At 67.1% G+C, this 13,190-nt stretch carries 12 protein-coding genes; 9 read left to right on the top strand and 3 right to left on the bottom strand.

Features of this window, described 5'->3' with window-relative positions; all coding sequences use genetic code 11:
• The first annotated feature begins 396 nt into the window (after nt 1-396).
• The 3 genes from cycA to AVMA1855_RS10195 all read left to right on the top strand — a co-directional run bounded on the left by cycA (nt 397) and on the right by AVMA1855_RS10195 (nt 3,003).
• On the top strand, nt 397-1,863 hold the full coding sequence (gene cycA / locus AVMA1855_RS10205; RefSeq protein WP_284425621.1) for a D-serine/D-alanine/glycine transporter: 1,467 nt from the start codon (nt 397-399) through the stop codon (nt 1,861-1,863).
• 354 nt (nt 1,864-2,217) lie between these two features.
• Nucleotides 2,218-2,613, top strand: a complete 396-nt coding sequence (locus AVMA1855_RS10200; protein ID WP_284425620.1) for an EF-hand domain-containing protein — start codon at nt 2,218-2,220, stop codon at nt 2,611-2,613.
• A gap of 126 nt (nt 2,614-2,739) precedes the next feature.
• Complete coding sequence (locus AVMA1855_RS10195) at nt 2,740-3,003, top strand: hypothetical protein (protein WP_284425619.1); 264 nt, start codon at nt 2,740-2,742, stop codon at nt 3,001-3,003.
• Nucleotides 3,004-3,084: 81 nt separating this feature from the next.
• Here AVMA1855_RS10195 and AVMA1855_RS10190 read toward each other — a convergent pair whose 3' ends face one another.
• Complete coding sequence (locus AVMA1855_RS10190) at nt 3,085-3,243, bottom strand: DUF3309 family protein (protein WP_284399845.1); 159 nt, start codon at nt 3,241-3,243, stop codon at nt 3,085-3,087.
• A gap of 609 nt (nt 3,244-3,852) precedes the next feature.
• Between AVMA1855_RS10190 and AVMA1855_RS10185 the strand changes: the two genes are divergently transcribed.
• Nucleotides 3,853-4,962, top strand: a complete 1,110-nt coding sequence (locus AVMA1855_RS10185; protein ID WP_284425618.1) for a hypothetical protein — start codon at nt 3,853-3,855, stop codon at nt 4,960-4,962.
• A gap of 130 nt (nt 4,963-5,092) precedes the next feature.
• Here AVMA1855_RS10185 and metE read toward each other — a convergent pair whose 3' ends face one another.
• Nucleotides 5,093-7,495 (bottom strand): 5-methyltetrahydropteroyltriglutamate--homocysteine S-methyltransferase, encoded by a 2,403-nt coding sequence (metE, locus tag AVMA1855_RS10180; RefSeq protein WP_284425617.1) that lies wholly within the window; start codon nt 7,493-7,495, stop codon nt 5,093-5,095.
• A 108-nt stretch (nt 7,496-7,603) separates the two neighbouring features.
• Between metE and AVMA1855_RS10175 the strand changes: the two genes are divergently transcribed.
• Nucleotides 7,604-8,530 carry a LysR family transcriptional regulator gene (locus AVMA1855_RS10175; protein WP_272563647.1) on the top strand — a complete coding sequence of 309 codons (927 nt, stop codon included), beginning with the start codon at nt 7,604-7,606 and terminating at the stop codon, nt 8,528-8,530.
• Here the strand turns inward: AVMA1855_RS10175 and AVMA1855_RS10170 are convergent.
• Complete coding sequence (locus AVMA1855_RS10170; RefSeq protein WP_284425616.1) at nt 8,517-8,945, bottom strand: nuclear transport factor 2 family protein; 429 nt, start codon at nt 8,943-8,945, stop codon at nt 8,517-8,519. The genes AVMA1855_RS10175 and AVMA1855_RS10170 overlap by 14 nt on opposite strands.
• 98 nt (nt 8,946-9,043) lie before the next feature.
• Here AVMA1855_RS10170 and AVMA1855_RS10165 point away from each other — a divergent pair, with 98 nt between their 5' ends.
• The 4 genes from AVMA1855_RS10165 (at nt 9,044) to AVMA1855_RS10150 (ending at nt 13,085) form a co-directional block, all read left to right on the top strand.
• Complete coding sequence (locus tag AVMA1855_RS10165; protein WP_284425615.1) at nt 9,044-9,922, top strand: LysR family transcriptional regulator; 879 nt, start codon at nt 9,044-9,046, stop codon at nt 9,920-9,922.
• A gap of 90 nt (nt 9,923-10,012) precedes the next feature.
• Nucleotides 10,013-11,302, top strand: coding sequence for a M20/M25/M40 family metallo-hydrolase (locus AVMA1855_RS10160; RefSeq protein ID WP_284425614.1), 1,290 nt, complete (start codon nt 10,013-10,015; stop codon nt 11,300-11,302).
• Nucleotides 11,303-11,416: 114 nt separating this feature from the next.
• Nucleotides 11,417-12,730 carry a type II toxin-antitoxin system HipA family toxin gene (locus AVMA1855_RS10155; RefSeq protein WP_284425613.1) on the top strand — a complete coding sequence of 438 codons (1,314 nt, stop codon included), beginning with the start codon at nt 11,417-11,419 and terminating at the stop codon, nt 12,728-12,730.
• Between the two features lie 31 nt (nt 12,731-12,761).
• Entirely contained in the window at nt 12,762-13,085 is a 324-nt protein-coding gene (locus AVMA1855_RS10150; protein WP_284425612.1) for a helix-turn-helix domain-containing protein, read from the top strand.
• Nucleotides 13,086-13,190: the final 105 nt, after the last annotated feature.

Below are 13,190 nucleotides of genomic sequence, written 5' to 3'. Positions count from 1 at the left end.
ATCTAGCCTGTTTCGATAATCGATTTTTCAAAAAAATCCGGATTTGAATCGGAATAATCATTCCGAGCTGTCGAACGATCCGCGCTCTTGATACACCACGACATGGCGGGTCCCCGTTGCGGAGCCGCTGCCCGGCTCATCGTGTGGCCGAACAGGTGGGTGGCCGACCCGACCCGCCAACCTTTGGATGCAGCGCTGCACCCATTTGGGGCGTGACTGATTTATCCTCCCGCCCTTCCATCGGTCAGGGAGGGAATACCCTGGGCCGGGCCAGTCAGGCGCACTGCGCCTTGCGTCTTGGGAGAAAAGCCCGGATCGCGGCCCATCCAGGCACGGCAGTGACCGCCCCGAATGCCCTTCGCGCCGAGGAAACAACATCAATCAGGAGGTTTTTCCATGGCAACCCAGGTTTCGCCCGACATTCCGGGCCGGCACGACAGCGGCCATCTGCAGCGCAGCCTGTCCAACCGGCACATCCAGCTCATTGCCATCGGCGGGGCCATCGGCACCGGCCTCTTCATGGGCTCTGGCAAGACGATCAGCTTGGCGGGGCCGTCGATCGTGTTCGTCTACATGATGATCGGCTGCATTCTGTTTTTCGTGATGCGGGCCATGGGCGAGCTGCTGCTGTCCAACCTGCAGTACAAATCCTTCATCGATTTCGCGGCCGATCTGCTCGGCCCCTGGGCCGGGTTCTTCACCGGCTGGTCTTACTGGTTCTGCTGGATCATCACGGGCATCGCCGACGTGATCGCCATCTCGGCCTACTCGCAGTTCTGGTTCCCCCACCTGCCGCAGTGGGCGCCGGCGCTGGCCTGCGTGGGGCTGCTGCTGTCGCTCAATCTGCTCACGGTGAAGCTCTTCGGCGAGATCGAATTCTGGTTCGCCATGATCAAGATCGTGGCCATCATGGCGCTGGTGGCGACGGGGTTCTATATGGTCTACGCCCATTTCGTCTCGCCCTCGGGCCGCACGGCGAGCGTGGCCAACCTGTGGAACGACGGCGGCATGTTCCCGCACGGTTGGATGGGGTTCTTTGCGGGCTTCCAGATCGCGGTGTTCGCCTTCGCGGGCATCGAGCTGGTCGGTACGACCGCCGCAGAGGCCAAGGACCCGGAGCGCACGCTGCCGCGCGCGATCAACTCCATCCCGCTGCGCATCATCGTGTTCTATGTGTTCTCGCTGGTGGCCATCATGGCCGTCACCCCGTGGCGCGAGGTGGTGCCCGGCAAGAGCCCGTTCGTCGAGCTGTTCGTGCTGGCCGGGCTCCCCGCGGCGGCCAGCGTGATCAATTTCGTGGTGCTGACCTCGGCGGCCTCGTCGGCCAACAGCGGGGTGTTTTCCACCAGTCGCATGCTGTTCGGCCTGGCCGAGAAAGGCGTGGCGCCAGGGCGCTTCGCGAAGCTGTCGCGCCGCGGCGTGCCTTCGAGCGGACTGCTGTTTTCGTGCACCTGCCTGCTGGCCGGCGCTTTTCTCATGTGGGTGATTCCGGACCTGGTGGAGGCCTTCACGCTGGTGACCACCGTCTCGGCCATCCTCTACATGTTCGTCTGGTCGATGATCCTGCTGTCCTATATCGCCTACCGCCGCCAGCGGCCGAAGCTGCATGCGGCCTCGCTGTACAAGATGCCGGGCGGCGCCTGGATGTGCGGCGTGTGCCTGGCGTTCTTCGCCGGCATCGTGGTGCTGTTGTCGTTCGAGGCTGATACGCGCCAGGCCCTGCTGGCCACGCCCGCCTGGTTCGTGCTGCTGGCGCTGGCGTATCAGTTCGTGCGGCGCCGGCCGCTGGGCGCGCGCGCTTCGCTGCCGGGCAATGCTCCGACCGGAGCACTGGGAGCCCGCGTGTCGCCTGAGCGGGTGTGATTTTCGGATCGTTCAGGCTCCGTCATGCCCCGCTTCTGGGCTGGGCCCCCGAGGGGTCCAGGCGGGGCCCGGTCCTGAACAGTCCATGGGAAGTTAATGGCCTGGAGATCGGGGCTTTTTCGCCGCATTGGAATTTTCGCCAGGGCCTACCCTGCATGGGCCGGGCGAAGGGCGTTTTCTTGTGTGGACTGCTTCGCCACCGACAGGAGTACTTTGGCGATGACACCCCTTATTTCCGGCCTTGCATCGGTCGCATCCCTGCTGTTCAACGCGTCGTCCTCCGGGGCGGCGAAACCCTCGGCTTCCGAGCGAGGCAGCGGCGCTTCGCGCGCCGAGCCCTCTACGCAGATCACCTTGAGCAAAGAAGCCGAGGCGCTGTCCGGTGTCGCGGGCCAGAGCGCGGCCGCATCCGCCCGGGGCGTCGCGGCGCGGTCCTCCCTCGCGTCGTCGCAGGGCGGTTCGGTCTCCGCGGAGAGTTTTGGAGAGCTGCTCACCCAGTTCGGCGCGACCCAGGCGCAGAAAGAGCAGCTGACGGCGGGGTTCGATGCCAACCACGACGGCAAGATCTCCCAGGAAGAATTCATGAAGGGCCTGGGAGACACCTCCGGCGCCAAGACCGCCAACAGCGAACTGTCGCAGGCCATCCTGCAGTTGATGGATCAGGGTGGCAATGCCAACGGGGTGGTGGACGGCAAGGAGTTCGCCCAATTCTCGATGGCGTTCATCGCGGCAGAGAAGCGGCCTGCGTGATCGGTGTTGAGAGCCACGGGGGCCATCGGCAAAGGGCCACACTGGCGAACATTTGCTGGCTCAGGCCCGAATCGAGGCGCCTGCATACTCAGCATCCTTGCTGGCTTCCGCGTTAGGACTTCGCTCTTGGGTGATCTGATTGGTTTTTTGCTTTGGTCGGTCTTCGAACTCCTCTTCGTGTTCACAGGCCGGCTGGTGATCGGCTTCGCCAGTGGAGGCCGTTGGCGCGGAGAGCGAATGCAAGCCAAAGAAAGCCGCATTCATGGCCCTTCGGGCGCCCTGTCGTTCAAACGAGACGGGCAACGCGTCTTTACGATTGCCGGATTGGGAATCGTCGGTCTCTCGTTTTATGGGTTGTTGGCTTTGGCATTTTTCTGGGGTGTCTCGTAGGCCGACCAGACGAAAAAAAGCGGCCCTGGTAGGCCGCCTTTTTGAAAAATCGACACCGCGGTAGCACGGCGTCGATGGGGCTTATATCCGGCCCATCAGCAGCAGGACCAGCAGGATCACCACCACCAATCCGATACCGCCGCTGGGACCGTATCCCCACGAGCGGCTGTGGCCCCAGGTAGGCAGGGCGCCGACCAGGATCAAGATCAGCACGATAAGCAGAATCAGCGAGAGCGACATGTTGTTTCCTTCTGTGTGGTGGATGCAATGGGTGCATTGTTGAAGTCAGACCTGTTCTGGTTCGCAGGCGGCGGGCCTGCGGCGGCGTCAGGGAATTCCGACGCACTGCGTGGGAGGCGGTTTTTGCTTCGCATGGACAGGGACCGGCTTCGCGCCAGGGCCCGGTTGAAAGGGGGCGGGTCGTCACACTGTCACGAACACCGCAATTCCCCAAGGTCCTCCATGAGCTTGCAAAGCCCCCCGACCGGCATTTCCACTCCCAGCATTTCACTGAAGCGCAGTCGTGAATCGGTGGATTCGACCCCAGCGCAGGCGCCCGCTGCCAAGCGGTCCCGCTCCGAGACCTTCAATAGCCCCGCGGGTTTGAAAGCGCGGGGTGGGGACAGCGGCCCGGTCGGCATGGCACCGCGCAAGGCCTTGCCAGCGCCCGCGGCGCGCCACCATGGCCCTGCCTCGAAGGCTTCGGGGCTGCCGCATCCGTCGGGCATGTTCTCCCATCGCGGCGGGTCGGGCCTGCTTTCCTCCGGCGCACTGCCCGGGCCCGCAGGGCATTCGCATGGCGCATCGCAGGCGTCTGCGCACCCGTCATCGGCAGAGCCCCTGGCATTGATGGATGTGCCTGACCGGGCGGACAGGGACGAGTTGCCCTCGGCAGCGGATGCTTCGTCGGATCTGCCTTACGGCCAGCAACTGGCCCTGACGAATTTCTCGCATTGGGAGAGCCCGGCTGAGCCGCCCGCATCCCAGGCCGACGCGCCCCCGCCGAAGCCGCTTGCTGGCGAGCCCCTGGCGCTGGCCGACGTTCCGCACCAGGAGGAGCCTGCACAGGCCGCAGCGACTTCGGGAGAGGACGCGGCGGCGGCCCCGCCGGACACACCGCAGGGGCACGAATTGGCGCTGACCCAGGCCCCGCACGAGGAGGGGCCGGCCGAGCCCGCGAAAGCCAAGACCGACGTACCCGAAAAGAAGGCGTCTTCTGGCGAAACGCCGCCGCAGGTGCATGTTTCGCACCAGCAAAGGCCCGCCGTACCGTCCGAGGCGAAAGCCGAGGTGCCAGCGCAAAGCGCCACCTTCGATCCACCGCTGGCACTGACCGACGCACCCGGCCAGGAATCGGTGGCGCAGCAAAAACCATCCGCCGCGCAAGACGAATTGCCTGCGAGGGCCAAGGCCGATGCGCACCCGCCCGCCGTTCCGAACCCACCGCATTCTGAACCGGCCGCGGCCTCCAACGAAGCGCCATCGACCCCACCCACGCCGACGCCGCCAAAGACTGCAGGCGCGCAGCACGATTCCGTGCCCGGCGATCCGACTCCGCCAGAAGACCCTCCGGTCAAAGCGTCGGCCGACCCGGGCGCGCCCTTGGTCCATCAGCCCGCCGTGCCTGAGGCGCACGCGCATCCCGGCTCGGCGGCCCCCGGTGCGGCAGACACGGCTGAACCCGCGCTGCCCGAAGAAGACCTTCCCGAAGCCATCGACATCACCGAAACCATCGATGTCGAAGTGCAGACGCCTGAGCCGATTTCCGGCCCCGATGCCGCCACCCAGGCGCTCATCGACAAGCAGTTGCAGCAGCAGGCCAACGAGAACGCGCTGACCGAAGTGCGGGAAAGGATCGCCGAGAACCGCGCGCGCAACGAAGTGGCCAATGCCTTGGCGGAGGCGAAGGTGGAGATGTGGAAGAAGGCGGCCAAGGCGTTCAAGGACGGCGCGGGCTGAAGCACCGGGCGCGCGCTGGCCCGGCGCCTGAATCGGTCAGCGGACCATCGCCCCGTTCCGGACGATCTGCCCACCTCGGGGATTGCGGCTCCACCCAGCACGCCATGGCCGGATGGAGCCCCTGGCCCTTTCAGGCCGCGACCGTGGCACCCTCGGCAGGCTGCACCGAGGCGGATGCCGGCGCCTTCCACTCGGCCCGAAGGGCCTGCGTGGCCAGCACCATGTTGCGCAGTGCGGCTTCGGTTTCGGGCCAGCCGCGGGTTTTCAGGCCGCAGTCGGGGTTGACCCATAGGTTTTCCACCGGAACGACCTGCGCGGCCTTCTCCAAAAGCCGCCGCATTTCCTGCACGCCGGGCACGCGGGGCGAGTGGATGTCGTACACGCCAGGACCGATCTCGTTGGGGTACTGAAACTCCCCGAACCCCCGCAGCAGCTCCATGTCGGAGCGGCTGGTCTCGATGGTGATCACGTCGGCATCCATGGCCGCGATCTCGGGCAGGATGTCGTTGAACTCGCTGTAGCACATGTGGGTGTGGATCTGCGTGGTCGAACGCACGCCCGAGGCGCTGATGCGAAACGCCCGGGTCGCCCATTGCAGGTAGGTCTTCCAGTCCGCGCGGCGCAGCGGCAGGCCTTCGCGGATGGCGGGCTCGTCGATCTGGATGATGCCGATGCCGGCGCCTTCCAGGTCGGTCACCTCGTCGCGGATCGCCCAGGCGATCTGCTCGGCCGTGCGGCTGCGCGGCTGGTCGTCGCGCACGAAGGACCACTGCAGGATGGTGATGGGCCCGGTCAGCATGCCCTTCATGGGGCGCGGGGTGAGGCTTTGCGCGAAGGCGGTCCAGTCCACCGTCATCGGCCGGGGGCGGGCGACGTCGCCGAAGAGGATGGGCGGCTTCACGCAGCGCGATCCGTAGCTTTGCACCCAGCCGTTGGCGGTGAAGGCGAATCCATCGAGCTGTTCGCCGAAGTATTCGACCATGTCGTTGCGCTCGGCCTCGCCATGCACCAGCACGTCCAGGCCCAGGGCCTCCTGCGTGCGCACGGCCCGTTCGATCTCGGCCTGCATGGCGGCGCGGTAGGTGTCCGGGGCTTGCTGGCCGCGCTTGAAGGCGGCGCGGGCGGCGCGGATCTCGGCGGTCTGCGGGAACGAGCCGATGGTCGTGGTGGGCAGCAGCGGCAGTTGCAGCCGCTGGCGCTGCGCGGCCTGCCGGACAGGGAAGGGCGCGGTGCGCTGGTCGGCACCGGCCGGGGCGCCGTCCAGGCGCCGGGCCACATCGGGGCGGTGCACGCGCTGGCTGGCGCGGCGGCTGTCGATGGCGGCGCGCGCGGTGGCCAGTGCCGCCGCATCGGGCTGTCCGTTGAGGGCGCTCTGCAGGGTCTGCAGCTCGCCGAGCTTTTCCAGGGCGAAGGCCAGCCAGGATTTCACCTCGGCATCGAGCCGGTCTTCCGACGCCAGACCGAAAGGCACGTGCAGCAGGGAGCACGAAGGCGCGATCCACAGCGGCCCCTGGTGCTTGGCGGCGATGGCGGCCAGGCGCTCCAGCGCGGCGTCCAGGTCGGCCCGCCAGATGTTGCGGCCGTCCACGATGCCGACCGACAGCAGCTTGTGGCTGGGCAGCCAGTCGGTCACGGCCACCAGGTCCTCCGGCGCCCGCACGGCGTCCACGTGCAGGCCGGCCACGGGCAGCTGGCACGCGAGCCGGGTGTTTTCCTGCAGGGGCGAGAAGTAGGTGGCCAGCAGCACCTGGGCGCCGGCGCGGTTGAGCTGCCAGTACGCCGGCTCGAATGCGTGGCGCCAGGCATCGGGCAGGTCCAGGCCCAGGATGGGCTCGTCGATCTGCACCCAGGCCACGCCCTGGCGCTTGAGCCGCGCGAGGATCTGTTCGTACACGTCCAGCAGCGGCTGCAGCAGCGAGAAGCGGTCGAAGCCCTCGGCCTTTTCCTTGCCCAGGTACAGAAAGCTCAGGGGCCCGATCAGCACTGCCTTGACGGGGTGTCCCAGGGCTTGTGCCTCGGCCACCTCGTCGAACAGGCGCTCGCTGGCCAATCGGAAGGTGGTGGCTGGCGTGAATTCCGGTACGAGGTAGTGATAGTTGGTGTCGAACCATTTCGTCATCTCCAGCGCGAATTGGCTGGCGTGCGGCGTGGCGGGCGCGTGGCCGCAGGCGCCCTGGCCCGACTCGCCCTGGCAGGGGGCCGCGGTGGCGGTGGATTCGCCGCGGGCCATCTTGAAGTAGCGGGCCAGCTCGGGCTGGCTGGGCAGGAAGCCGTAGCGCGCGGGCTCGGCGCCCAGCAGCTGGATGTGGTTGGCCACATGGTCGTAGTAAGCGAAGTCGCCCACGGTGACGAAGGCCAGGCCCGCGTCGCGCTGGGCCTGCCAGTGGCGGGCGCGCAGATCGGCGCCCACGGCCTCCAGCGCCTCGGACGTCAGGTCGCCGCGCCAGTGCTTTTCGAGGGCGACCTTGAGTTCCCGGTGCGCGCCCATGCGCGGAAAGCCGAGGGTGTGGGTGGAGATGGGTGATTGGGCCATGGTCGAAATTCCTTTGAATGGGTGGTGCGCTGAGGCAGGCCGCCATGGTCCGGTGATTGCATTTATTATTCAAACGAAAGTTTTGTGTCTTCATCTTGAGAATATCTAATGAACCAGTCGATTCTCGAAATCCGCCACCTGCGCACCCTGGCCGCCCTGCGCGACAGCGGCAGCCTGGTGCGCGCAGCGCAACTGCTCAATCTCACCCAGTCGGCCCTGTCGCACCAGATCAAGCTGCTGGAAGACCGCTACAACGCGCCCCTGTTCGAGCGCAAGTCCGTGCCGCCCCAGTTCAGCGCCACCGGCACGCGGCTGCTGGCGCTGGCCGACGCCTTGCTGCCCCAGGTGGAGGCGGCCGAGCGCGACGTGGCGCGGCTGTCCATGGCGTCCGCCGGGCAACTGCGCATCGCCGTGGAATGCCACACCTGCTTCGACTGGCTGATGCCCGCGATGGACGCTTTCCGCAGCCGCTGGCCCGAGGTGGAGATGGACATCGTGAGCGGCTTTCACGCCGATCCGGTGGGCTTGCTGCACCAGGACCGGGCCGACCTGGCCATCGTGTCGGAGGTGGACGGCGACGAGGCGGGAGTCGACCACCACCCGCTGTTCGGATTCGAGATCCGCGCGCTGCTGGCCAACGGGCACCCGTTGGCCGACAAGCCGTGGCTGGCCGCGCAGGACTTCGCCGACCAGACCCTCATCACCTACCCGGTGCCCGACGAGATGCTGGACATCGTGCGCCAGGTGCTGGAGCCCGCCGGCATCCGCCCGCCCCGGCGCACCACGGAACTCACCGTCGCCATGCTGCAGCTCGTGGCCAGCGGCCGCGGCGTGGCGGCCTTGCCGCTCTGGGCGGTGCAAAGCTATCTGGACCGGGGCTACGTCACCGCCCGGCCCGTGGGCGAGCAGGGCCTGATGGGCGAGCTGCACGCGGCCTGCTTGCCGCAGTTGTCGGGCCGGCACTACCTGCAGGACTTCGTGGGTGTGATCCGCGAGACGAGCTTCGTCGCGCTCAAGGCCGTCACGCTGCTTTAGTCGGCGGCGGTGCCGGTGCGTATTTGTCGCCGACCTGTTCGCGCAGGGGATGCGTGTCGTAGACGATCTGCATGGCCCGGATGCGTGGGCTGCCTGGGTCAAAGGTGAAGACATCGACGCAGGTGAAGGTCACCTCGCGGCCGTCGCTCAAAGTCCAGTCGTAGCGGAAGTAGGCCGCGATGCGCACGGCGCCGCCGTCCTGCGGTGCCACCGAGGCGAAGAGGTCCAGCACGGTGATCACGCTGCCATTCGAGGCCTGCGCGAGCCGGTGGAAAAATTCGCGGGCGCCCAGGGTGCCGAGAAAAGGCGAGTGCACGAGCCCGTCGTCTTCGAAGCAGGCGATCAGGCCGTCGGTATCGCTGGCGTGGAGGTGGCCCAGGTAGGCCTTGACGGTGTCGAGCGGGTGCGTTGTCATGCGGTGTCCTTGTTGGGTCGCTGGGGAGATCGCCGTAGCTTGGCGGCGCGGGCGCTGCCCGGCAAGCCACAATCGGTGCCAATACATAAAGGGTGCTTATGTATCTGCGCCATCTGCAATACCTTCGGTCGGTCGTCGAGCACGGCTCTTTTGCCCGAGCCGCACAGGCCTGTGGCGTCTCCCAGCCTGCCATCAGCCAGGGAATGAAGGCGTTGCAGGCGCACTTTCCCGCCCCTTTGCTGGTCCGTGAGGGGCGCCGCTATGTGCCGACCGAGCTGGCGCGATCGGTGGCGGCGCAATCGTCGTCGCTGGGGCAGTGCATGGGGGCGCTGGGGTTGGAGCCGCTGCCTGCGCCCGACCGGAATGTGCTGCGCGTCGGGCTGACGCCATCCGCTGCCCTGGTCTGGGGCCCCTTGCTGTATGCGCGCTGGTGCCTTCCCCATCCCCGGCGCTGCCTCGACATGGCGACGGCGGACGAGGGCGCGCTGCTCGCCGGGCTGCTGCAGGGGCGGTTCGATGCGGTCATCGCGCCCAAGCCGCGCCAATTTGCGCACCCGGACCTGGCCGAGCGCTTGCTTTACGAGCTGCAGCCGCAGGTCTATGCCCGCCGCGGCCATCCCCTGGCACGGGCCCGAACGTTGGCACAGCTGCAGGGCGCCGCGTGGGCCTGCGTCGGGCCCAGCGTCAAAGGTCCCGTCGATGTGCTCACCGAGGCGCACCGCGTGCGCCGCATGCCCGTGCCCAAGATCGCGGTGCGCTGTCCTGATTTCGCCAGCATGCTCCATCTGGTGGGGCAATCCGATCTGTTGGCCGTCGTGCCCCATCCGGCACTGCTCGGCGCCGCAACGCCGGTGGTCAAGGCGCTTCAACTCACCGAGGCCTTGCCGCTGTATGGCATGTGGCTGTTCGAACTGCGCAGTCGGCAGTCCCGCATCGATCCGAAGTGGGCGTTACCCGATCCCTCGTCTCGGACTTGAATGGGATATTGCAAGAAATCAGAGGGTGTGAAGCTTTTGTTGCAGCAGCCCATAATGGCTTTTCTCCCATTCATGCCCACTGGTGCCACCATGCATTCCTCGCAGACCCCTCCATTGTTCGTGCGCCCATTGATCGCACTCCTGTCCCTGGCTTTCGCCGGCACCCTGGCGCAGGCCGCACCAGTGGCCGATGTGCACGCCCTGGCGCAGAAAGAGCAGCAGCCGCTGCTCGACACGCTGCGCGACCTGGTGCACATCGAATCGGGCAGCAAGGACATCGAGGGCCTGAACCAGATCGCCGCGTTGATCGCCGGGCAACTCAAGGCACAGGGCGGCACCGTCGAGATCCTGCAGCCCACCGACATCTATCGTCTGGACGACACGCCCGAGAAGGTGGGCCCGGCGGTGCACGCCGAGTTCAAGGGCACCGGCACGAAGAAGATCCTCTTCATCGCGCACATGGACACGGTGTATCTCAAGGGCATGCTGAAGGACCAGCCCTTTCGCATCGATGGCGGCAAGGCCTACGGCCTGGGCATCGCGGACGACAAGCAGGGCGTGGCCACCATCCTGCACACCGTGGGCCTGCTGCAAAAGCTCGGCTTCAAGGAGTACGGCACGCTCACCGTGCTGATCAACGGCGACGAAGAAATCAGCTCGCCCGGCGCGCGCAGCACCATCACCCGCGTTGCGGCCGACCAGGATGCGGTGTTTTCCTTCGAGGGCGGCGGCACGGACGGCAGCCTGCGCCTGGCCACCAGCGGTATCGGCGCGGCCTACCTGACGGTGCAGGGCCGGGCCTCGCACGCCGGTGCCTCGCCCGAAAAGGGCGTGAATGCGCTCTACGAGCTGTCGCACCAGCTGCTGCAGCTCAAGGACCTGTCCAGGCCCGAGCAGGGCCTCAAACTGAACTGGACGGTGGCCCAGGCTGGTACCAACCGCAACGTGATTCCTGCCGAGGCCACGGCCCAGGCCGATGCCCGCGCCCTGCGCGTGTCGGATTTCGACGGGCTGGAAAAAGAACTGCAGGCCAAGGTGCAGACCAAGTTGCAGCCCGAATCCAAGGTGTCGGTGAAGTTCGAGGTTCGCCGCCCGCCGCTGGAGGCCTCCGACGATTCGCGCCGCGTGGCCGGCCACGGCAAGGCCATCTACCAGGAACTGGGCCTGCCCCTGAACGTGCTGGACAAGGCCACCGGCGGCGGCACCGACGCGGCGTTCGCCGCGCTGAAGACCCGCGGTGCCGTGGTGGAGGGCATGGGCCTGTCGGGCTATGGGGCGCATTCCAACAACGCCGAATACGTGCAGATCGACACCATCGTGCCCCGGCTGTACTTGGCCACGCGCATGGTCATGGACATTTCGCGCGGCGTGCTCAAGTAAGCCGATGGCGTCGCGGGGCAAGGAAAGTTCCACTCCGCAATTCATTGTTTTTTGGTGGAAAACTATCCATATTGCATGGCTAAACAGCAGCAATATTGATATATTTCTGTGCATATGCAGCCGCAATGCACGCTCCAGATCCACGCCCAGGGCCGGTGGCACGACGCCGCCAGCGTCCTTCTGCTGGGTGATTCCGCCCAGGGCTGGCGCACGCCCAGCTACACCGGGTATGCAGTGGAATGGGCTGTCGAGCACGCGGGCCGGCGCGATGCCTGGGCGCTGGCCAGCGGCTTTGCCACCGGGCTGGAGCCGCTGGAGCTGCGCCAGTGGCCCGGCTTTCTCGCGGACCTGCTGCCCCAGGGCCATGGCCGCGAAGAGCTGCTGCGCCAGCTGGGTCTGCCCGAGGCGTCGGAAGCCGTGGCCGACTGGCCGCTGCTGCTGGCCGGGGCCGGCAACCCCATCGGCCACCTGCGGGTGAAAGAGGCGGCCGACTGGCTGCAGGCGCGCACCGGACCGCGCCGCGGCTTCACCGATGCCGAGGTGGCCGAGCGGTCGTCCGACTTCATGGACTACCTGGGCCGCCACGGGCTTTTCGTGGCCGGATCGTCGGGCGTGCAGGGTGAATGGCCCAAGGTGCTGCTCACGCGCTCGGCCAGCGATGGCCTGCTGCACCTGGACCATTCGCTGCCCGATGGCGAGGCGGCGGCGCATTTCATCGTCAAGTTCGGCCGCGGCACGAACGAGCGGCTCGCGGCCATCCTGCGGCACGAGGCGCCCTACATGGACATCGCCCGGCACCTGGGACTGCGCGTCCATGCGCCGCTGGTGCTGCGCGACCGGGCGCTTTTCATTCCGCGCTTCGACCGCATCGCCGGCGACGCGGCGCAGGGCTCGGGGCAGGGCTGCGGCGTGGTGCGGCTGGCGCAGGAAAGCATCGCCACGCTCACCGGCCGGGCGGGCTTCGGCGCCGTGCCCTCGCACGAGGAAGTGTGCCGCCAGCTGGCCCGCGTGTGCACCGATCCCGCTGCCGAAGTGGCGGAGTACCTGCGCCGCGATGTGGCCAACCTGGCGCTGGGCAACAAGGACAACCACGCGCGCAACACGGCCGTGCAGCGCGGTTTTGACGGGCGCATCGCCCTCACGCCGGTGTTCGACTTCGCGCCCATGTACCTGCACCCCGATGGCATCGCGCGGCGCATCCGCTGGGCGGTGGGTGACGACGGCGCACCGGACTGGCGCCAGGTGCTGGACACCGTCGCCGCCGAATGCGCACTGCCGCGCGCCCCGCTGGCCCAGGCCTTGCAGGACCTGGCCAGCCCCCTGGAAGCAGTGGCGCGCGACGGCGGCGGCTTCGGCCTGGAGCCGGAGGTGCACCGTTTTCTGCAGCCCACCATCGCGGCCCAGGTGCAGGCGCTGCAAGCCCTGTGATCTGAACACTTAAAAAGCGGGCCTCTTTCGCATGGACAAACGCTACACCCCCCTTCCACTGGCACAGCAACTGCTGCTGCGCCGCCAAGCCGTGCAGGACCTGCTGGACCACCCGCAATGGACCTTGCGCGAGTCCATCCGCCACCTGCGCAGCACCTTGCGGCTGACCTCGGCCGAGCTGGCGCGACTGGCGGGCATCTCGCACCGCGCGCTGCAGGACATCGAGCAGGGCCGCAGCCCGGGCACGGTGCAGACCATGAACCGCATCCTGGGCGTGCTCGGCCTGCGGCTGGGGGTGGTGCGGGCACCGGCGGAGTCCGTGGCGCCGGACGAGGGCGGTGGCCCCGTTGCTTGACGGGCCACAATGCGCGGCACACAACGCGCGGTATTCTGTTTGCTATTAATTTAATAGCTATATGCCCTAGTGTTGATTTTGCTGGAGGCCATTTTGGCTTGAACC

This window comes from Acidovorax sp. SUPP1855 (assembly GCF_030158955.1).
Lineage (GTDB): Bacteria > Pseudomonadota > Gammaproteobacteria > Burkholderiales > Burkholderiaceae_C > Paracidovorax.
Note: the sequence above shows the minus strand (reverse complement) of the source record. Positions and strands in the feature narration are given on the sequence as shown.

What these genes read in the sequence shown, in the direction of transcription:
- cycA (WP_284425621.1), top strand. Translation starts at nt 397, where the DNA reads ATGGCAACCCAGGTTTCGCCCGACATTCCGGGCCGGCACGACAGCGGC.
- AVMA1855_RS10190 (WP_284399845.1), bottom strand. Translation starts at nt 3,243, where the DNA reads ATGTCGCTCTCGCTGATTCTGCTTATCGTGCTGATCTTGATCCTGGTC.
- AVMA1855_RS10185 (WP_284425618.1), top strand. Translation starts at nt 3,853, where the DNA reads ATGGATGTGCCTGACCGGGCGGACAGGGACGAGTTGCCCTCGGCAGCG.
- metE (WP_284425617.1), bottom strand. Translation starts at nt 7,495, where the DNA reads ATGGCCCAATCACCCATCTCCACCCACACCCTCGGCTTTCCGCGCATG.
- AVMA1855_RS10175 (WP_272563647.1), top strand. Translation starts at nt 7,604, where the DNA reads ATGAACCAGTCGATTCTCGAAATCCGCCACCTGCGCACCCTGGCCGCC.
- AVMA1855_RS10170 (WP_284425616.1), bottom strand. Translation starts at nt 8,945, where the DNA reads ATGACAACGCACCCGCTCGACACCGTCAAGGCCTACCTGGGCCACCTC.
- AVMA1855_RS10165 (WP_284425615.1), top strand. Translation starts at nt 9,044, where the DNA reads ATGTATCTGCGCCATCTGCAATACCTTCGGTCGGTCGTCGAGCACGGC.
- AVMA1855_RS10160 (WP_284425614.1), top strand. Translation starts at nt 10,013, where the DNA reads ATGCATTCCTCGCAGACCCCTCCATTGTTCGTGCGCCCATTGATCGCA.
- AVMA1855_RS10155 (WP_284425613.1), top strand. Translation starts at nt 11,417, where the DNA reads ATGCAGCCGCAATGCACGCTCCAGATCCACGCCCAGGGCCGGTGGCAC.
- AVMA1855_RS10150 (WP_284425612.1), top strand. Translation starts at nt 12,762, where the DNA reads ATGGACAAACGCTACACCCCCCTTCCACTGGCACAGCAACTGCTGCTG.